Source organism: Planococcus shenhongbingii (assembly GCF_030413635.1).
GTDB classification, from domain to species: Bacteria; Bacillota; Bacilli; order Bacillales_A; family Planococcaceae; genus Planococcus; species Planococcus shenhongbingii.
Genome location: NZ_CP129235.1, coordinates 1555010 through 1574785, shown reverse-complemented (window position 1 = coordinate 1574785; position 19776 = coordinate 1555010). Strand labels below are relative to the sequence as shown.

The 19776-nt window shown below is 46.5% G+C and carries 17 protein-coding genes and 1 other annotated feature; of the genes, 2 read left to right on the top strand and 15 right to left on the bottom strand.

The annotated features are described in order from the left end of the window. Position 1 precedes the first annotated feature (1 nt). The 8 genes from QWY16_RS07820 to QWY16_RS07785 form a co-directional block, all read right to left on the bottom strand. Positions 2-1660 carry a GspE/PulE family protein gene (locus tag QWY16_RS07820; protein ID WP_300992440.1) on the bottom strand — a complete coding sequence of 553 codons (1659 nt, stop codon included), beginning with the start codon at positions 1658-1660 and terminating at the stop codon, positions 2-4. A gap of 22 nt (positions 1661-1682) precedes the next feature. Further along, positions 1683-3230: a VanW family protein gene (locus QWY16_RS07815; protein WP_300992438.1), complete on the bottom strand. Its 1548-nt coding sequence runs from the start codon at positions 3228-3230 to the stop codon at positions 1683-1685. Beyond that, positions 3220-3750, bottom strand: a complete 531-nt coding sequence (locus QWY16_RS07810) for a hypothetical protein (RefSeq protein WP_300992436.1) — start codon at positions 3748-3750, stop codon at positions 3220-3222. Before QWY16_RS07810 ends, QWY16_RS07815 begins: the two co-directional genes overlap by 11 nt. Positions 3751-3799: 49 nt before the next feature. After that, positions 3800-5215: a hypothetical protein gene (locus tag QWY16_RS07805; RefSeq protein ID WP_300992434.1), complete on the bottom strand. Its 1416-nt coding sequence runs from the start codon at positions 5213-5215 to the stop codon at positions 3800-3802. A gap of 13 nt (positions 5216-5228) precedes the next feature. Further along, positions 5229-5708, bottom strand: coding sequence for a prepilin-type N-terminal cleavage/methylation domain-containing protein (locus QWY16_RS07800; protein WP_300992432.1), 480 nt, complete (start codon positions 5706-5708; stop codon positions 5229-5231). A 1-nt stretch (position 5709) separates the two neighbouring features. After that, positions 5710-6279, bottom strand: a complete 570-nt coding sequence (locus QWY16_RS07795; protein ID WP_300992430.1) for a type IV pilus modification PilV family protein — start codon at positions 6277-6279, stop codon at positions 5710-5712. A gap of 223 nt (positions 6280-6502) precedes the next feature. Continuing rightward, positions 6503-8206: a sensor domain-containing diguanylate cyclase gene (locus tag QWY16_RS07790; protein ID WP_300992428.1), complete on the bottom strand. Its 1704-nt coding sequence runs from the start codon at positions 8204-8206 to the stop codon at positions 6503-6505. 47 nt (positions 8207-8253) lie between these two features. Beyond that, the gene (locus QWY16_RS07785; RefSeq protein WP_300992427.1) at positions 8254-9450 is read right to left on the bottom strand and encodes a bifunctional folylpolyglutamate synthase/dihydrofolate synthase; all 1197 of its coding nucleotides are present in this window, start codon (positions 9448-9450) and stop codon (positions 8254-8256) included. A gap of 72 nt (positions 9451-9522) precedes the next feature. On the opposite strand from QWY16_RS07785, the gene QWY16_RS07780 reads away from it, so the two are divergent. Together QWY16_RS07780 and QWY16_RS07775 are read left to right on the top strand one after the other, a co-directional pair. Next, complete coding sequence (locus QWY16_RS07780) at positions 9523-10386, top strand: ATP-grasp domain-containing protein (RefSeq protein WP_300992426.1); 864 nt, start codon at positions 9523-9525, stop codon at positions 10384-10386. Beyond that, positions 10383-11174 carry an ATP-grasp domain-containing protein gene (locus QWY16_RS07775; RefSeq protein ID WP_300992425.1) on the top strand — a complete coding sequence of 264 codons (792 nt, stop codon included), beginning with the start codon at positions 10383-10385 and terminating at the stop codon, positions 11172-11174. The genes QWY16_RS07780 and QWY16_RS07775 overlap by 4 nt, the downstream gene beginning before the upstream one ends. Positions 11175-11435: 261 nt before the next feature. Here the strand turns inward: QWY16_RS07775 and QWY16_RS07770 are convergent, their stop codons facing one another. The 7 genes from QWY16_RS07770 to hemB form a co-directional block, all read right to left on the bottom strand. Further along, a complete protein-coding gene (locus QWY16_RS07770; protein WP_300992424.1) occupies positions 11436-11750 on the bottom strand; it encodes a DMT family transporter in 315 nt (104 codons plus the stop codon). 1 nt (position 11751) lies between these two features. Further along, positions 11752-12093, bottom strand: coding sequence for a DMT family transporter (locus tag QWY16_RS07765; RefSeq protein WP_436837168.1), 342 nt, complete (start codon positions 12091-12093; stop codon positions 11752-11754). Between the two features lie 19 nt (positions 12094-12112). Continuing rightward, the gene (locus tag QWY16_RS07760; RefSeq protein ID WP_300992423.1) at positions 12113-12694 is read right to left on the bottom strand and encodes a TetR/AcrR family transcriptional regulator; all 582 of its coding nucleotides are present in this window, start codon (positions 12692-12694) and stop codon (positions 12113-12115) included. A gap of 151 nt (positions 12695-12845) precedes the next feature. Beyond that, positions 12846-15497 (bottom strand): valine--tRNA ligase, encoded by a 2652-nt coding sequence (locus QWY16_RS07755; protein WP_300992422.1) that lies wholly within the window; start codon positions 15495-15497, stop codon positions 12846-12848. Positions 15498-15762: 265 nt separating this feature from the next. Next, positions 15763-15984 (bottom strand) — a binding site (T-box leader). Between the two features lie 22 nt (positions 15985-16006). Further along, complete coding sequence (locus QWY16_RS07750) at positions 16007-17056, bottom strand: AbrB family transcriptional regulator (RefSeq protein ID WP_300992421.1); 1050 nt, start codon at positions 17054-17056, stop codon at positions 16007-16009. A 451-nt stretch (positions 17057-17507) separates the two neighbouring features. Beyond that, entirely contained in the window at positions 17508-18794 is a 1287-nt protein-coding gene (gene hemL / locus QWY16_RS07745; RefSeq protein WP_300992420.1) for a glutamate-1-semialdehyde 2,1-aminomutase, read from the bottom strand. Continuing rightward, positions 18794-19774, bottom strand: a complete 981-nt coding sequence (hemB, locus tag QWY16_RS07740) for a porphobilinogen synthase (protein WP_300992419.1) — start codon at positions 19772-19774, stop codon at positions 18794-18796. Before hemB ends, hemL begins: the two co-directional genes overlap by 1 nt. Positions 19775-19776: the final 2 nt, after the last annotated feature.

Sequence of the window (19776 nt, the reverse complement as noted above, 5' to 3'; positions counted from 1 at the left end):
GTTAATCTGTCATGGCAACGCGCAGCACTTCTTCTGTCGTTGTCAGACCCTCCTTCACTTTTAATAAGCCGTCGTCAATCAGGAAAATCGTCTTGTTTTTAACGGCGACTTCTCGGATTTCCGCTGCTGTGCCGCCGCGGTTGATAATCGTTTTGATGTCTTCGTCGACAACCAGCACTTCGTGGATCGCCATTCGGCCCCGGTAGCCGGACATATTGCAGCGCGGACAGCCTTTGCCGCGCGCTACGACATCGATCGCCAGCCCGCGTTTTGCGAATATCTCTTGTTCCCGGACCGTAGCCGGCTGTGCTTCTCGGCAGTCCCGGCAAACCCTGCGGATTAATCGCTGCGCCACCACGGCATTGAGTGAAGCCGTCACCAGAAACGGTTCGATCCCCATATCCATCAATCGTGTGATGGACGCAATAGAGTCATTCGTGTGGATCGTGCTGAGTACCAAATGGCCGGTCAATGAAGCGCGGATTGAAATATCAGCTGTTTCTTTGTCACGGATTTCCCCTACCATGACGATGTCAGGATCCTGACGTAAAATCGAACGCAGCCCCACGGCGAACGTCAAGCCGACATTTGAATTCACTTGGATTTGATTGATGCCTTCCAATTGATACTCAACGGGGTCTTCTACCGTGATGATGTTGACTTCTTCACTGTTCAGTTTATTGAGTGCTGCGTATAGCGTTGATGATTTGCCGGAACCGGTCGGACCGGAAATCAGAATGATGCCGTTCGGCTTGTCGATTTCACGGAGAAACCGCTTCATGTTCGTTTCGTTAAAGCCCAGTTTGTCGATATCGGTCAAGTTTGCGCCAAGGTCCAATATCCGCATAACGATTTTCTCACCGAATACGGTCGGCAGCGACGATACCCGCAGATCAATGGCACGCAAGTCAACGGTTGTCTTAATCCGCCCGTCCTGTGGAACCCGGTTTTCCGTGATGTCAAGATTCGCCAGGATTTTAATACGCGCAGTCACCATTTGCTGCATCGTTTTCGGCAGAATCTTTTCCGTGCGCAATGTGCCGTCAATGCGGTAGCGCACCAGAATGCGGTTTTCCTGAGGATCAAAATGCACGTCACTTGCTTTCAGTGATACAGCGTTCGAGAGAATCTGGTTGACGAGGCGGACAATCGGTCCGTCAATGTCATCCAGGTCTTCTTCCTGCGATGTGTCCTGCGGCATTTCTTCCAGCATGTCGTCGTATGATTCTTCTTCGTAATATTTGGCGATTGTTTTCAAGATATCTTCTCTGGAAGCGATTGCCGGTTCGATCTGGAATCCTGTTGTCAGCCGCAAGTCATCGATCGTGATGAAATCCGTCGGATCGGTCATCGCGATAAACAGCCGGTCGCCTTCCGCTCTCAGCGGTACCAGCGATTTCCGTTTCGCGAATTCCTTCGGCACGACGTTGAACAGTTTCGGATCAAATGGATACCGGAACAGCGTGACGTGCGGAATGCCGAGCTGCACTTCAAGCGTTTCGATCAATTGCTGCTCCGTGATCAGGCCGCGCTGAACCAATGCGTCCCCCAATTTTTGATCCGACGTCTTAGCATCCAACGTGCCTTGAAGGTCTTCTTCTGTAAGAAGACCTAATTCTATTAAAATATCACCTAGTCTTTTTCGTGTTGCTCTTGCCAAATCTTTTCCCCCTCAAAACTCGTTAAGGATTGATCAAATTTCCGCCCTTGTCATACACCGGTTCTTCAGCAGGATTTGTTGGGTCATCCTGCGTTGTATCTGTTTCTGAATCCGCTACCGGCTCGTCGTGGACGCCGTCGTCATTTTCATCAATATATCCTGGCTGTCCTGGCAGCGGCGCTGCAGGAGTTGCTGCCGGTGTGTCATGTATTCCATCACCATTCGCATCGGTAAATCCGGGTTGCCCCGGAAGCGGTGTTGTTGTCACCGGTGTATCATGAACGCCATCTCCGTTTGCATCGATGAATCCAGGCTGTCCTGGAAGCGGTGTTGTTGCCGCAGGTCCATCATGGACACCGTCACCGTTCGCATCGATGAATCCTGGCTGTCCTGGAAGTGGTGTCGCAGCGCCAGCGGCAGGAGCTGCCTCTGTTTTCGTCAATGGATAAATTTCAATCCGGTGGACCGGCGGGTAGAAATCAGTGGAAACCGGATCAAGCTCCAGCTCTTCCCCGTTTGCTCTGATCGAACGGAGTACGTTGATACGTATACCGTCACGGCCTTCTTCTTCAACCGCTACGCCTGAAGTTACAAATGCGCTGTATTGCTTCACTAAACGCGGCTCTACTTTTTCTTCGCCGCTTGTCATCGTTTCGTATTCATAGATGAAAGGATAGCCGCTGATCATAGCCGTCAGTTTATCGCTTTCCATCGAAAGGTTTAAAAGGAATGTGCTGTTATTGGTATTGGTAAAAACAAAATCGATGCCTAGCGGACGGTTGATCGCCGCTTCCCGGCCAAGTGGAACAGCCGTTGGTGCAGCCGTTCCAATGCTGCGTTCTTCTACGGAGAAGTTCGTCTGCAGGATTGCCGCATAAATAGATGAAGCAATTTGCGTGAGTTCGGAATCCGTTACATTGGCGAGTTCAAGCCCGCTTATAAAGTCCAGGAATGAAAACTGACTGCCCGGCGCAAACTCAATGCCGTTCAATGCATTGACGACCGCCATGGCATCGCCGCCTTTCAAGCTATGCGAAATCTCTGCTTCAGACACTACATCACGCGCGACTTCCAGTGTATCGTCACTGATGGTTACACGCGTCTGTGTCTGGCCAGCCGCCAAAGCTGTTTCTAATTTGGATGTGATGTTCTCCACATCCGTGTCCGAGAAAGAAGCCACTGGGAATTGCTGCTTCAAGAAAGTCTGGGTCGTCTCCCGTGACAATTGGAAGACGAAAGTATTTTGCGTACCGGTTTGGGCTTGTCCAACCGTTTCATCCAGCAGAATTTCCGCGTTATCAAGTGGATAAGCGGCTGTTGCATCTTGGTAAGTCACCAAAAGTTCCGCTGTAGCGCGCCAAGTATCTGCCTGGCCGACAAAAAGCTGTTTTGCCTGTTCGTGTTCCATATTGGAGACATCTGTTGTCCCGATATACGTATTGTCGCCGAATTCTTCTGTCGGGAAAATCCACGTGTCGACTGCCATCGCTCCCGCGTTGGCGACGCCGAAAAACAGCAGCGCTGATGCGAATATGGCTGCAAAGGTAATTCCGAAAACTTTATTGTTCACGTTGATCTTCCTTCCCGACTGGTTTAATCGATTGCATGCCGAATGGTTTTGCACCGACAAGTTCCGGTTCTCTCTCTGGTTCCGGCTCTTTTTTCAGTTCCGGCATTTTCACCGTTTCCGGCATGATTACTTTTTCCGGCACTTTAATCGTTTCGCGTTCTTTAATTGTTTCCGGTTCTTTTACTGCCTTTTTTGCCTCGATGATTGACGATGTTGACGGTGCTGCAGAAATCAATTCCTGCCGGCGCGCTTTGCGCTCTTCGGCTTCCTGCTCTTTTTCTTTTTCTTCTTTTTCCAGCAGCTTCATATAAACAAGGCTGGATACAAGAGAAATCGCTACCAGTGCGAGCACCGGCATATACCAGGCAAAACTGGATTGCATCAGCAGCGCGACTGCAGCTGCAGCAAGCGCCCCTCCGGCTACGGTCATTTTGCGCGCCAGCGGTATGGTTTTAAAGCCAATATAGGCAAGCACCAAAACCACTGTTGCGATAATGATTAAAAATAGTAAGCGTATCAAAACATAACCCCCTGATTTTCACGAAACTTTTGTAACATATTTTCCCGATTTAATACTTAACATCAAAATCAAATCCAGTATCGATTATATTCGGTACTGTATGCGAGCCTGAAACGGTAACTCCACACATTTTCAAAAAGTTCGAGTAATTTGGTTCTACTTTGACTCTTGAATTTGATGCCGCATCCTCAAGTGTAAACTTCTTTTTTCCAGCTTCCGCTGCAGAATAATTACTGTGGCTTGGATCTTGCGTAGAAGTATAGTAGATAAGCGAACTAGTGTTGTCGATTTTTATTTTTTTCCTTAACGACTCTAAATCCACTTGCTTAATCAAATCAATATCCATACAAATCCGGGCATTGCTTTTCATACTGATATTATTTCCTACTTCGAAGCTGGCGATGTTTGGCTGGTTTACATAGCCTAGTACAACTAGTGTCGTCATTTCCAAGCTCTGGATATTATTGCGAATCACCAGTTCTTTAAGCGCCATGACGTTTCTTTCTGCATTATTCAAGTTGCCGTCTATTATTAACTTGCCGCTAACATACAATTGGAAATTGGTTAATCCATTCATATTTGCAGTAGTAGTGCCACTGGAATTCACTACAACACTGATTCCTTGGAAATCATTGCTGTTGCAATTGCTGCTGCCACCAGGCGGATTACAAACATTCTCTAAATACTTATCGGTATAGACCCGAAAATCGACCGGCTTTAAATAATAGGGGTCACTTTTAATTTTTGTTATCAAATCTTCAAGTTTTTGGTTGTTTCCTAATTTGCACTCGTATGGCTTTTCTAAAGTTTTATATTTTTCTCCTACAAAAAGCTCATCACACGTCATAGTAGGAGTAGCTCTGTAAACATCGTCGAATGTAATATGGTTAGACGTCACAAGAAAAGAGTCAGGTACTTCCACATCAAAAACAACACTCAAAAGGCTATTTGAATTTGATTCTCCTTGTTTTGCTATTCCTTTCAAATTAAGAGTGATTTCGATAGCTCCCGTTTTATCTTTGGCTTTTGCGGAATCAATCATATAATTCATGCTTCCATCAGCGGAAGTGTTGTTTTTATAGAACGCTTCATTATTGTCAGCATCCATATGGCTTACTTTTGTTTTAATAGAAGAAATGTATTCCGATTTTATCCGTGAATTGAGTAGTGATTTCAATGACGTACTATCACAGCCGTTACAGGAAGAGATGATATCCAGTTCGTCCTGCATATTACGGACCAGTTTATTGCGCAGGAGCTCCAGAAATCTTTCAAAATCTTCTGTATAGAAAACAACACCCATTTCAGCAGATGCTACAGCTTGGTTGGATGTGTCCACTGTTCTTTCCTGCTTGGAATGGTTTAAAGAACCACCGATAAAAGTGGCGGAAATACTTAAGAACAAGGTAACTAATAAAAGCACTATTACTAGCGCGTACCCATTTTGAGTCTTAATATATTTCACGGTTTTCGCCTCCTCACTTCATTCCGGTAATAATTCTAGTCAAGGTGGTTTTTACAGTGACCGTATTATTAAGGGATTTTATTTTCAGGACTAACTCCGTGTGGTTTTCTTTCGGTTTAACCACCACTTCTGGAAAAGTTCCACCATCATATATTGCCCCATTAATCGTTGTGTCAGTATAATCGTAATTATTGTCTATAACACGTGTAAAAGTTGATGTGGCCGGACATGCAGTAATATCTTCACACGTTTTGATCATCAATTGCTTATTCGCATCAAACTTCAATGTATAGGTATCGTTGCGACGATGGGCAGCTGAAAGAGTCGAGACGATTAGATTAGCATCTTGCTGCAAGCTGGTTTTATTCGTTTCGACCGCAGTGTGCTTAAAACCGATTGACAATGCGGTCCAGGCTATGCCTGCTACCAGCGAAACCAATACAAGCGCAGCGAGTAGTTCCACAAGTGTTATCCCTTTTTGATTTAGTTTCATCTTATCCACCCAGCTTTTCTACAATGAACTTTATATAGGAGTATGTCTCACTGCTCAATTGGTTGCCTTTAAAGACTTTCAAATGTATTTTATACAACTGTGGCAAATCGGGATTGTCGCAAGGAAGTACTCCGGTTGAGGTTGTCGTTTTATAAGGCTCACATTGTAAGTAGATATCCACTTCATATGTGTAACCATCGTTCTTTTTGTATCGAACAAATCCTGCTGATGCTGGAATGGAAGAATCGATCGCATAGGCGCTTCGGCCAGGAGTTACCGGAATAAGCGGTAAAACTTGAGGAACTTTTTCTTTGAATGTCTGATAACCTGTTACCGGATAAACGGCGGCATCTCTTTTCCCCACCCATTGCAGCGGACTTTTGGGGGTTATAATTTTCGCCATTTCCTGCCTCGCTAAATTCATCGTGTCCAGCTTTGCTTCTGTCTTATTATTAAAAAGCGTCATCTGCGGAAAGATGGTCATGATGCCGGCAAATACAATGCCCAGTATGGCAAGCGCAGCGAGCACTTCAACTAAAGTGAAGCCTTTTTCATTGTCGATTCTTTTCATTTCCACCATCCCACTTTATTAAGTAATAACAAGATGTATATTTTTTACTTTTAAAACTCTCTTTTAGTCTATTCGATATTATAAGCTTATTATTACATTTTATCTACAAAGATGCACCGTTTATTTGCAGTAAAATCTATTCTTTTTACTAATTTTTTAAAGTCGAATGGTCGAATGCATAGGAAAAAAGGCCGTGAAATGAGTTACCCCTCAATTCACAGCCTTATTTTACGTATGCAGCTACTTTGTTTCGCCCGGCTTGTTTCGCGCCGATGTATAAGGCTCGATCCGCGTTGCGGATTAATGCGTTCGGCTCGTCACTGTCATCAGGTGCCGTCGACACGCCGATGCTCAACGTAATATGAACGTTTTCAGTTGAGCGTTCCTTATCCAAATCTCTTTGCAGAAGGAATTCATGCTTCTCGATTTTTTTGCGAAGGGATTCTGCAAACAATAAGGCCAGGTCTTTGCTGTAGTTCTCGAACATGATGACGAATTCTTCTCCGCCGTATCGTGCTACAATGCCTTCCCTGCCTACTTCGGCTTCTAGGATGCGGGCCAATTCAATCAGAATGTCGTTGCCGCTTTGATGGCCGTATTTGTCGTTGATTCCTTTAAAATGATCAATGTCCATCATGACAAGCGACAAATTATCGATTTTTCCAGTGTTCACTTTTTCCATGCTTTTCTCTAGCGCTTTATCCAAGTAACGGTAATTATAGAGTTTCGTCAATCCGCAGCGTTCGCTTTTGGCAATGGCTTTTTGGACGTAGCCTGCTTTTTCAAGCGACACGGCAAAATACGTGCTCAAGATATCCAAGATTTTTAATTGGTGGCTGACAAATGCGTATTTTTTGCGGGAAGCGAGCAATAAGACACCTTCGATTTTATTGTTCCGGGCGATTGGTGTGCACATGATGCTTTCCGTATCGATTGGAATATAGCCGGTTACAATATCTTTCCATTCGCTTTTCTTCCTATATATAACGGGTGTATTTGTGACAATCACATTTCCTGCAATGCCTTTATGATAGCGGACAGGCGGAACGGAGAATTTCTCGAACTCCTGATTTTCATACATGCGCAGCATCAAGAGATTGCCATCGCGGTAATCGATGACGTAGGCATAATCCGCCTTAAACATTTTGGATACCTGGATGACAAACTGATCGAGCACTTCGTCGGTTGACAGCCGTTCTGCCAGCTGGTGGCCGATTTCCCCCGCTTTTTTCAAGTCGCTGGTAATCTGCTCGGAGTTGTTATACATTTTCATGACGAATGTCATGATTAGGAATGGAATCCCCAGCAGCAATAGCGCTGGAATGCCGATATAGGCTTCTGAAATATACAAAGCGATGGCATAAGGGAACACGAGAAGTGTCAAGGCGAAATCCCACATGGCATCAACCGAAAAGAATTTCGCTTTGCTCCCTGTAAAGCGGTCATAGGAATAATAAATGATCTGGTTAGCAATGACCGAAACGATCTGGAAAATCAAGCCGTAGAAAATAATATGGACTAGGTTGAGCGAACCGATCTGGCCGCCTGCTGCGAGATAAGCTAGTCCCGAACAGCAGGAAATCAGGAAAAACATCGTAGAGTTGAAAGGAATGCGCATGGAAAGGGGTTCATCTGTACGGCTTCTCGTTAAAACAATCAGCATGGTCAGCTGGGAAATCAAGATTTCAACGAATATTCCGTATTTTAAGAACACAGCAATGGTCACCCATTGCACCAGATAAGTCGAGGCCCCGTTGATGTTCATCGGCATCAAACAAGTGATGACAAAAAACAGGACATAGGCGGTTAAATGCCACGGATCGATTTCAGGAGGAGGAAAAGTCTGATAGACCAGGAACAAGCCGGGGGGCACAAGCAAAAGCCAAAGAGCCCAGAGTGCCATTGTTCTTTTGCTTAATTCTCCCATTCCATCAACTCCCCTGATTTAATTGGCATTTATAGTGAACCGCTCTGTTAGTTTTTCTGGATCTGATAGTTTTCGAACATCTCAAAATGGTTATTTCGAAGATTTGACAATAAATAGAGAGAACCTGTGACTATGGTCACTTCTTTTTTATTTGGTACAGGTAATATATCATAATATTTGGCAATTGTCTTTATTTTACTTCTATTTTCTGAAAATAAAATTTTCGCTGAGAGGGCACGTTCGTTTTCGAAATCAACGAATGTGAAATGATCACTGACCGTTTCCAAATGGCGGAGAATCTTTGTGTATTCTTTATCTTTCAGGATTCCCATGACAATATGGATCGGCCTGCCGGGATATTGTTCTTTGATCGTTTCCACTAATGCTTTGATGCTCGCTTCGTTGTGGGCTCCGTCCATAACGAGATTCGGATAGATTTCTTCAAAACGGAACGGAATGGTAGCACCGGCTAGCGCATTTTCTGCCATATCATGATTGAACTTCAGCAGCAGAATTTCTTTTGCTGCTTCAAGCGCCAGTTTGGCATTTTCTTTTTGGTGTCTGCCTTTTAGTTTTAATTCGATATCGATTTGCTTTTCCGGCAGAATCAGTTCTGCGTGAAGCATCTTTGCTTCATTTTCAATAATATTTCGGGCTTCTTCCGGAAGTTGACCGATAATAATTGGTTTCCATTTTTTTACAATTCCTGCTTTATGCCAAGCAATATTTTCCAGTGTATTGCCCAAAAAATTTGTGTGCTCATAGGAAATCGAGGTGATGATAGCGAGTTCAGGATCAATGACGTTCGTGCTGTCGAACCTGCCTCCCATCCCCGCTTCCATAATCGTGATGTCCGGCTTTTTTTGCTCGAATATCAAAAAAGCTGCCGCCGTCAGCAATTCGAAATCTGTCAGCGGCGTTTCGAGTTTCGATAAACGCGCCATGGCGCTGTCCATTTCTTCTTCCGTTACCGGTTTTCCGTCCACTTGGATCTGGTCGTGCAGGTCTTCTATGTTTGGCGAATAGAAATTGCCGACTGTCAGCCCATGCTTCCGCAAAATGGCGGCTAGAAAAGCACCAGTCGAACCTTTGCCGTTAGTGCCGGCGATATGTATAAAGTAACCTTTTTGATGCGGGTTGTTTAATTCCTCTAATGCGGCCGTAATGGCCTGCAAGCCTGGCTTGATCGATCGATCCGTTTCGATATTCCATTTCTTTTTATAAATCTCAAGTCCATTTATCATTATATAGCCTCCTTTCCGCGTTAAACGTGATACACTTTTTAAGTATAATTATAGCACGAAGGTGGCGTAGAAATGACAACATGTTGGGTGATTTACAACGGGAGTTTGGTTTCCGATAAATTCGCAGACCAGGCGCGCCTTGTTGCTGAAGCGGCAGAACGCGCCGGCGTTGCGGTCCATATAATGAAGAATCATGATATCCTGATGGACTTGAAGAACGATGCAGAAATGCCGGACTTTGCCGTTTTGCTGGATAAGGATATCCTGCTCGGATATTTCCTGAAAAGCCGCGGCGTGCCAGTGTATAACGACCCGGCGATCATCGACTTGTGCGACAATAAAGCCACACAGTATATCCGCCTGGCGTCAGCCGGCCTGCCTATGCCGAGAACGATTGTGGCGCCGAAAGTGTATCCCAACTTCTCTATTCTGGAATCAGGTTATTTTGAACGGATTATGGAGGAATTAACATTTCCGATGATCATTAAAGAAGGCCACGGCTCGTTCGGGGTGAAAGTCTATTTGATTGAAAATGAAAAAGAGTTTTATGATAAAGTCGAAGCACTGCGCGGCATCGATTTTGTGTTCCAGGAGTTTATCTCTTCCAGCCGCGGTCGGGACATCCGGGTGAATATTGTCGGCGGAAAAATCGTTGCGGCGATGTACCGCCATTCCGAAACGGATTTCCGCGCCAATATCACAAATGGCGGAGTCGCCTCTCCTATCGATTTGACCGAAGCACAAAAACAGATGGCATTGGAGGCAGCGGAAGCTGTCGGAGCGGTGTTCGCCGGAGTGGATTTGTTGTTTGATGCGGATGAACAGCCGCTTGTCTGCGAAGTCAATGCGGCGGCGCATATCCGCAACATCCTGAATGTGACAGGCGTCAACGTAGCGGACGCCATGATCGCCTATATATTGGAGGATTTGCGATGATCGTTTTGTATGAGTCGGCAGATGCCCAGCGCAATATCGGGTTTATCCGCGAATTGCAGCGCTTTAAAGGGTTTCGTTTGGTGGAATGGGATGACTGGACTGTAGACGGGCTGGAGCGTTTGGCCGGGGAACTTGCGGATGAGCTGGTGCTGTTTCGCGTGCGCCGGCCGGAAGCTGCCCGCTTTCTGGAAGACCGGGGTATTTTTCTGGTGAACCGGGCGGAAGTGAACCGCGTGGCGAATGACAAATGGCAGAGCTTTCAATTGATGCTGCTGCTCGGCATGCCGGTCGTTCCGACTTTCCGGCAAGCTCCGGAGTTTCCTTGTGTCGTAAAATCCGCAGATGGCCACGGCGGTACTGAAGTCGAGATGGTTGAATCTCTGGATGACATTTCATTTGAATCGGAATCGCTGATCTTTCAGCCAATTGTGGAACATACCGCGGATGTGCGGGTCTATGTCATTGGCAACGAAGTGGTTGGCGCTGTTAAAAGAAGTTCTGCTGATTCATTTAAAGCCAATTACTCGCTCGGCGGTTCGGCAGAGAAATATGTGGTTTCAGCGGCACAGGAAAAAGATGTGCTGAAAATAGCGCGGTCTTTGAATAGCGACTATATCGGAATTGACTTCTTGCTGCTGCCGGACGGCCGGCATTTGTTCAATGAAATCGAAGATCCCGTCGGAGCGCGGTCTTTTTATGAAACGCATGAAGCTAATATCGCCGAATTGCTGGTCGGACATTTGAAGAAGCTTGAAAAAGAACGGCCTTTCCGGCCGAAGAAGGAATAGAAGTTTGAACAGTCTGCTGGTTGCAGGCTGTTTTTTTAATTGCCTTGCGGAAATTTGGAAACACCGTTAGAAAGCTTTGAAACGTCGTTTGAAATCGTTGAAACACCGATTGAAAACGGCAAAACGGCGATAGACTAGTTGTGAAACGCCGATAGAGATGCCATTATGTAGCATGTCGTAAGTTTAGATGTTTAATATTTCCTCGATAGTAATGATAAAAAAGCGCTCCTGAATTTCATTCAGGAGCGCTCTGCTATTTTATTAAGAAGTCAGTTTCAGCCCGATCACAGCTGCCACAATCATGGCGATAAAACCGATCCGCTTCCAGTCTTTTGATTCGCCGTAGATGAACATGCCGACCAGTGTGCCGCCGACGGTTCCGATTCCGGTCCAAACAGCGTAAGACAATCCCATCGGCAACGTTCTCATCGCCAAGCCCAGTAAGCTGAAGCTGACCACGAATCCGCCGACCAAGATGACGTAGGCGTCGAGCGTCTTGTATTTAACGACCCGGTTCATGCCGATTACCCCTAATACTTCAAAACAGCCAGCTAATATCAAGTATATCCAAGCCATATTACACTACCTCTTCTTTCTTGTCCGGATCTGCGGTAACCAGCTTCAGCCCGATGACGCCCGCCAGCAATAAGCTGATGAAAAATACTTTCGTCCAGCTGAACGGTTCTCCGAATACAACCATTTCCACAATGACCGTACCTGCTGTCCCGATGCCTGTAAACACCGCATACGCTGTGGCAACCGGCACTTTTTCCAAAGCTTTCAACAGCACAACGAATGAAATATATATAAGGACGGCGACGACCACCCAGGCCATCACGCTGGAAGCATACTTCAATCCGATTGCCCATAATATTTCAATGATCCCTGCAACAATGACCAGCATCCAATGCATATTCATATCATTTCCTCGACTTTCATCAATCTTTTGAAACTCCACGCCAGTAATAATGCCAGGAAGCATCCAGTCTTTTGTTCAACCGTTCCGGTCCTCCGTACAGCATTTCCACAAATATACCGTCCAATACGCCTAGAAAAGCAGCGGTTGCCCGCTGAACATCGATTTTGGTGCTGAGCTGTTTTTCATCTGCTGCCTTTTCCATGATCGGTTCCAGCAGCTCTTCCATTTTGTCCAGATAGGCATATACGTTTTTCATCACTTCATCGTAAAGATGCGCTGGCGGGAAAAACGAAATGCGCAGCCAAAATTTGGTGTCGGCGTTCTGTTCATAGCGCTCTTTATGGTGTATAAGAAAATCATATAAAAAGCTCTCAATCGAGCGGGTCTTGTTTTGTTCAATAAAACCGACGACTGTCGTTATTTCATTTTCCATGACTTCGTTGAATACTTGCAGAAAAAGTTCATCTTTTCCTTTGAAGTAAGTATAGATCGATTGCTTTTTGATGCCGATGTCTTCAGCGATATGTGCCATCGAAGTTCCATCATAGCCATGTTCCGCAAAGCGGTTCAATGCAGCTTCTTTTAATTGTTGCTGAGTCACGTTATCACCCTTCCGACCGTTCGTAAGGTAAATATAACATGTCTGTTTATGGGTGTCAATTGGAGGGGGCTGATTGGGGAAGCGACGATAAGAAAACCATTTAGCTTTTTAAATATAAAAAAGCCGCTCCCCGAAGAGAAGCGGCTGCTTTTTATAGGTTCTGCAATTCAACCATGCGTTTTTCGACTGTCGCGTGTTTTTCCAAGTAGTCGGCTTCTTTTTTGCGTTCTTCGGCCACTACAGCTTCCGGTGCTTTGGAAACAAAGCGTTCGTTTGATAGTTTGCCTTGAACAAGTTTGACTTCTTTTGCCCATTTCTCGAGTTCTTTATTCAAGCGGGCAAGTTCTGCTTCCACGTCGATCAAGCCTTCAAGTGGCATGAACAATTCAGCACCTGATACAACGGCTGACATTGATTTTTCCGGTGCTTCGATGTTTTGGCCAATCGTCAACGTTTCCGGGTTGCAGAAACGCTCGATGTAAGCGGCATTCGCTTCCAGAACTGCGTGTGTTTCAGCGTCTTTCGCTGAAATCGTCAATGGCACTTTCTTGCTCATCGGCGACTGAACTTCCGCACGGATGGTGCGAACCGCTGTGATGATGTCCATCAACAGCTTCATGCTCGTCGACTGGCTTTGGTCTGACAATGACTCATCAACCGTCGGCCAAGCGGCAACTGTGATCGAGTCGCCTTGATGCGGCAGGTTCTGCCAGATTTCTTCTGTGATAAATGGCATGAACGGGTGCAATAAACGCATCGTGTTGTCGAGTACGTAAGCAAGAACCGAACGCGTCATTTTCTTCGCTTCTTCGTCTTCGCCGTATAGAGGCAGTTTCGCCATCTCGATGTACCAGTCACAGAAATCATCCCAGATAAAGTTGTAAAGCGAGCGGCCCACTTCGCCGAATTCGTAGCGTTCAGCCAGACTCGTCACTTGTTCGATGGTTTCATTCAAACGAGTCAAAATCCATGAATCGGCAACCGAGCGCTTGCCGGAAAGATTGATTTCTTCATAAATCATGCCGTCCATGTTCATCAATGCGAAACGGGAAGCATTCCAGATTTTATTGGCAAAGTTCCAGATGCTTTCGACTTTTTCCATCGAGAAGCGAAGGTCCTGTCCTGGAGATGATGCAGTTGCCAGGAAGTAGCGAAGCGAATCCGCTCCGTACTCGGCGATGACATCCATCGGATCGACACCGTTGCCAAGCGATTTCGACATTTTGCGTCCTTCGGCGTCACGAACCAGTCCGTGGATCAATACGTCCTTGAACGGTTTTTCGCCAGTAAACTCTAGCGCCTGAAAAATCATGCGTGATACCCAGAAGTTGATGATGTCGTAGCCAGTAACTAACGCATCCGTTGGGTAATAGCGTTTCAAATCGTCACTGTCTGCCGGCCAGCCAAGTGTCGAGAACGGCCATAAGGCAGAAGAGAACCACGTATCAAGAACGTCTTCGTCCTGCGTCCAGTTTTCGGCGTCCGCCGGCGCGTCCATTCCTACGTAAATCTCGCCGGTTTCTTTATGGTACCAAGCTGGAATCTGATGGCCCCACCATAATTGACGGGAAATACACCAGTCGCGGATGTTTTCCATCCAGTGCAGATACGTTTTTTCAAAACGGTCTGGAACAAAGTTAACGGCATTTTCGCCTTTTTGCAGATCAACCGACTGCTGTGCCAGCGGCTTCATGTCAACAAACCATTGTGTCGACAAGTACGGCTCAACTACTGCCCCGCTGCGTTCTGAATGCCCAACCGAATGCAAATGCTCTTCGATTTTGAATAAAACATCCATTTCCTGCAAGTCTTTAACGATTTGCTTGCGGCATTCGAAGCGGTCCATGCCTTCGTATTTGCCGGCGTTTTCATTCATCGTACCGTCTTCGTGCATGATCAGTACGCGCTCTAAGTTATGGCGGTTGCCGATTTCAAAGTCGTTCGGGTCGTGAGCCGGCGTGATTTTCACTGCACCGCTTCCGAATTCCATGTCTACATAATCATCCGCAACAATTTCCATTTCGCGGCCGATAATCGGCAATGTTACCGTCTTGCCGATTAGATGCTGGTAGCGCTCGTCTTTCGGATGAACCGCTACCGCCGTATCGCCAAGCATCGTTTCCGGGCGAGTCGTCGCGATTTCAATATGACCGGAGCCGTCAGTCAACGGATAGCGCATATGATAGAACGCACCTTGTACGTCTTTGTAAATAACTTCGATATCCGAAATCGCGGTTTTGGTAGCCGGGTCCCAGTTGATGATGTATTTGCCGCGGTAAATCAATTTCTTCTCATACAGCTTAACAAATACTTCTTTAACGGCATTCGACAAGCCTTCATCAAGCGTAAATCGCTCGCGTGAGTAATCCAGGCCCAACCCTAGTTTCGACCATTGCTGGCGGATATGGCCTGCATACTCATCTTTCCATTTCCACGACTCTTCAAGGAATTTCTCGCGGCCAAGGTCATAGCGGGACTTCCCTTCCTCTTTCAGCTTGCCTTCAACTTTCGCCTGTGTAGCGATGCCGGCGTGATCCATGCCCGGCAGCCATAAGGCGTCAAATCCTTGCATGCGTTTCATACGTGTCATGATGTCTTGAAGCGTTGTATCCCAAGCATGCCCCAGGTGCAATTTACCCGTAACGTTCGGCGGCGGAATCACAATGGTATACGGCGTTTTGCCGCTTTCCGGTTTTGCTTCAAAGAATTTGTTGTCAACCCACCACTCATAGCGTCCTTTTTCAATCGATTGCGGATCATACTTCGTCGGCATTTGCTGGGTTGTTGGCATTTGTTCAGTCATTGAAATTCCTCCTTTTTTAATTAGCTATGTTGTATATCAGAGCTGATTATTCACGAATAAAGATATGAAGCAAAACAGCGGAGACGCCTGCGGGATAGCGAGACAGCCGAGACCCCGCAAGGAGCGCTAGCGACTGAGGAGGCTTGGCGCTCGCCCGCGGCAAGCGTAGCTGTTTTGCGGAATATCAACAAGAACATTAAACATAGCCTTAAAGTTTATTCTTGAGAGAAGGTTTTCCCGGAAAACAAAAAAACCCCTTCGTCTGTAAAAGGACGAAGGAGTTGTTCGCGGTACCACCTTTATGCACAAGTCAAAATAAACCTGGCTCTCAAGTTCGATAACGGATTTCACATCCGGTTTCCGCTACTCGAATTTCACGGGAACTGCTCCGAGGTGACATTCAAATGATTGTTCATGAAAACCTCTCACCACTTGGTTTTCTCTCTGAAATGTACGCACATTCTACTATCCTCATCAACGCATCAAATATATACTTTCGTTCATTATACTCAAGTTCCGCTTTTAGCGTCAAGCCTTTTGACAATGTAAGTGACAATCGGTGATGCTACCAGCAGAATAAAAAACAGCCGGAACAATTGAAAACTGGTGATGAGTGCTACATCGCCGCCAGTTGCCAGCGCCGTAATCGCCATTTCCGCAATGCCGCCAGGCGCCGCGCTTAAAAAGAAATCAAGGAAAATATAGTCCGGCAGCCAATTGCTCAGGATATACGCGATGAATACCGTAAAACTGATGAGCAACACATTATTGAGGACAATCGCCGCACCTAAACGGAACGTCAGCTTATCACCGATCTGTTCCATCTGCAGTCCGAGACTGGCGCCGATGCAAATCTGTGCAATGGCAATGAGCCAATACGGCATATCGATTAAAATATCCCCTGTTATCGTCTGGACAATTGCCAGCGTCAATATCGGCGCCAAGAGTTCCGCAGCCGGAAAGCCGATTCGTTTCATTCCGAAATACAGCACCAATCCAATCAAAAGCCCGCCAAGAGATGCCACCGGAGCAAATGTGAATAACTGCTCAGTCAGTTCGCTCTGTTCCCTGCCTGTCAAAAACACTGTTAGAAACGGAACGATTGTGACGACCATAAAAATCCGGATGGTCTGCATCATCGTCACCACCGTAATATTCGCTGATTTTACATCTTCCGCAATGACCACCATCTGCGCAAGCCCCCCTGGAATCGATCCCAGCAGACTCGTCGCCAAGCTTTCATTGACCATCTTTTTAAACAGCAGGCCGAGCAAGATGGACAAAATCACGACGGACAAAGTCATGAACGCCATATACGGCAAATCGAACCACATCAATAAAACCGCATCACGTGTAAACGACGAACCGATTTGCACACCCAATAGCACGAGCCCGGCTGTCCGCAGCGATTTTGGCCAATACAGCTTGATGTTGGTGAATTGGCTGACCAGCAATAGCGTAAACATCGGCCCGAGCAGCCACGGCAGGAAGATGCCCAGCGTTTCAAACAACCAGCCCGCCAAAGCTGCAATCAGCGCTGTTCTAAAGAATATGGACATCTCCCCACCTGCCTTTCGTTCTCCGAAATATCAATTAATTCCATGTTACCGCATCAAGCGGCTAAAATCTTCTGATTTGGAATAAATCTTTGTGAAGTACAGGGGTTTTCCCTTTTATTCAGAAAGTGCAAGAATAGTGATGCCGGCTTTTCGCAAGCGAAAAGCGAAAGTGCTTTTTTACTTGTAGGAAACGGAAGTTTACTTTCAGCAGCGCCCAGTTGTCGGCAACATCTTCTCTTCTCGAATTAATTCTTCATAGTAAGGCAGCTTTGCGTGGTTCTATGAGCACTTTTTGTGGTTCTATGATCACTATTTCATTTCTATGATCATTCAACTCGCTTCTATGGTCACTCCTAGGATTCAATGATCACTCTACGCACTTCTATGATCACTCACCCACAAATCTGCACAAAAAAAAACCCGGCCACCAAAATAGCCAGGTCTTTAAGAATTATTTAGCTAATTTCGCAAACACGGTATGGAAGGCTTCCACTGTTTTTGCAATATGCTCTTCCGTATGCGCTGAAGACAAGAACATGCCTTCAAACTGAGAAGGCGGCAGGAAGATGCCTTCTTCCGCCATCAAACGGTAGTAGTCAGCAAACAGTTCCGTATCCGATGTTTTTGCTGTTGCAAAGTCAACGACAGGTTCATTCGTAAAAAAGAAGCCGATCATCGAGCCTGCACGGTTCACGGTGTGCGGGATGTTGTATTTCTCAGCCGCTGCACGGAAACCGGCTTCCAGCTGATCGCCGCGTTTGACGAAAGTCTCATAAGTTTTTTCATTTAAACGGGATAATGTTTCGTAGCCGGCAGTCATCGCAAGCGGGTTCCCTGACAAAGTCCCAGCCTGGTAAATCGAACCGCTTGGCGCCACTTGCTGCATGATTTCACGCTTGCCACCGAATGCGCCGACAGGCAGTCCGCCGCCGATCACTTTTCCAAGGCAAGTCATGTCCGGTGTAACGCCGAAATGGCCTTGTGCGCAGTTGTAGCCGACACGGAAGCCTGTCATGACTTCATCAAAGATTAAAATCGTGCCTGCTTCATGCGTCAAGTTGCGCAATTCCTGCAAGAAACCTTCGCTTGGAGGAACAACGCCCATATTGCCTGCAACCGGTTCTACGATGACTGCTGCAAGGTCGTCACCGAATTCCTTGAATGCCAGACGCACACTTTCAAGGTCGTTGTAAGGAACCGTAATGGTGTTTTTCGCAACCGATTCCGGCACTCCCGGTGAGTCCGGCAAGCCTAATGTCGCAACACCGGATCCTGCTTTGATCAGCAAGCTGTCGGCATGGCCATGGTAGCAGCCTTCGAATTTCAGGATTTTGCTGCGGCCGGTATAGCCGCGCGCCACACGCAAAGCACTCATTGTGGCTTCTGTACCGGATGAAACCATGCGGATCATTTCAATCGATGGCACGCGTTCCATGACCAGTTTCGCCAATTTGTTTTCGAGTAAAGTCGGAGCTCCGAAACTTGTTCCGGATACTGCCACTTCCTGGATCGCCTTGACGACTTCCGGATGTGAATGGCCCAAAATCAGCGGCCCCCATGACAAGACATAGTCGATATACGTATTGCCGTCGATGTCGGTAATCGTGGCTCCGCTTCCGGAAGCCATGAAAATCGGATCCATATTGACCGATTTGAATGCACGCACCGGCGAGTTAACGCCGCCCGGCATTAATTTTTTTGCTTCTTCAAATGCTGCAATCGATTTTTCGTATCCCATTATTTCTCCTCCAGCCAACGTGCCGCGTCTTTTGCGTGGTACGTCATAACGATGTCTGCTCCTGCCCGTTTCATGCTAAGCAACGTTTCAAGAACCATTTTCTTTTCATCCACCCAGCCGTTCAACGCTGCTGCTTTAACCATGGCGTATTCGCCGGAAACGTTGTAAGCAACAATCGGAATATCAAAATTGTCGCGTACTTCGCGGATGATATCCAAGTAAGAAAGAGCCGGTTTCACAATCATGAAATCCGCGCCTTCTTCAATATCAGACGTTGCTTCACGAAGTGCTTCCAGGCGGTTTGCCGGGTCCATTTGATAAGTTTTGCGGTCGCCGAATTGCGGCGTTGAATGCGCCGCTTCACGGAACGGTCCGTAATAAGCAGATGCATATTTCACACCGTAGCTCATGATCGGCGTGTTTTCAAATCCAGCTTGGTCAAGGCCGTAGCGGATCGCCGCAACAAACCCGTCCATCATATTCGATGGAGCGATGATGTCTGCTCCAGCTTTCGCCTGTGATACAGCGGTACGCGCCAAAAGGTCAAGCGATTCGTCATTTAAAATCACACCGTTTTCAATAACCCCGCAATGCCCATGATCTGTATACTGGCATAGGCAAGTATCCGCGATGACCACAAGGTCCGGATGGCGTTCTTTTGCAAAACGGATGGCTTCTTGCGTGATGCCGTGGTCGTGGTAAGCCTGCGTTCCGACTGCATCTTTTTCATTCGGCACACCGAACAAAATAACGGATGGAATGCCCAGTCCGACGACTTCATCAAGTTCTTCACCCAGTCTGTCCAATGAAAAATGGAACACGCCCGGCATGGAAGAAATTTCTGTTTTGACGTTTTCGCCTTCTACGACGAAAATCGGGTAAATGAAATCTTCTTTCTGCAAGCTGGTTTCACGGACCATTGAGCGGAGATTCGCAGTAGTGCGCAAGCGGCGTCCGCGGTTGAAATTCAATTCATTCATTA

Excerpts from the sequence above, each read along its gene's own strand:
- QWY16_RS07780 (WP_300992426.1), top strand. The coding sequence starts at position 9,523 with ATGACAACATGTTGGGTGATTTACAACGGGAGTTTGGTTTCCGATAAA.
- hemL (WP_300992420.1), bottom strand. The coding sequence starts at position 18,794 with ATGGGATACGAAAAATCGATTGCAGCATTTGAAGAAGCAAAAAAATTA.
- QWY16_RS07795 (WP_300992430.1), bottom strand. The coding sequence starts at position 6,279 with ATGAAAAGAATCGACAATGAAAAAGGCTTCACTTTAGTTGAAGTGCTC.
- QWY16_RS07755 (WP_300992422.1), bottom strand. The coding sequence starts at position 15,497 with ATGACTGAACAAATGCCAACAACCCAGCAAATGCCGACGAAGTATGAT.
- QWY16_RS07785 (WP_300992427.1), bottom strand. The coding sequence starts at position 9,450 with ATGATAAATGGACTTGAGATTTATAAAAAGAAATGGAATATCGAAACG.
- QWY16_RS07790 (WP_300992428.1), bottom strand. The coding sequence starts at position 8,206 with ATGGGAGAATTAAGCAAAAGAACAATGGCACTCTGGGCTCTTTGGCTT.
- hemB (WP_300992419.1), bottom strand. The coding sequence starts at position 19,774 with ATGAATGAATTGAATTTCAACCGCGGACGCCGCTTGCGCACTACTGCG.
- QWY16_RS07770 (WP_300992424.1), bottom strand. The coding sequence starts at position 11,750 with ATGGCTTGGATATACTTGATATTAGCTGGCTGTTTTGAAGTATTAGGG.
- QWY16_RS07775 (WP_300992425.1), top strand. The coding sequence starts at position 10,383 with ATGATCGTTTTGTATGAGTCGGCAGATGCCCAGCGCAATATCGGGTTT.
- QWY16_RS07765 (WP_436837168.1), bottom strand. The coding sequence starts at position 12,093 with ATGAATATGCATTGGATGCTGGTCATTGTTGCAGGGATCATTGAAATA.
- QWY16_RS07750 (WP_300992421.1), bottom strand. The coding sequence starts at position 17,056 with ATGTCCATATTCTTTAGAACAGCGCTGATTGCAGCTTTGGCGGGCTGG.
- QWY16_RS07800 (WP_300992432.1), bottom strand. The coding sequence starts at position 5,708 with ATGAAACTAAATCAAAAAGGGATAACACTTGTGGAACTACTCGCTGCG.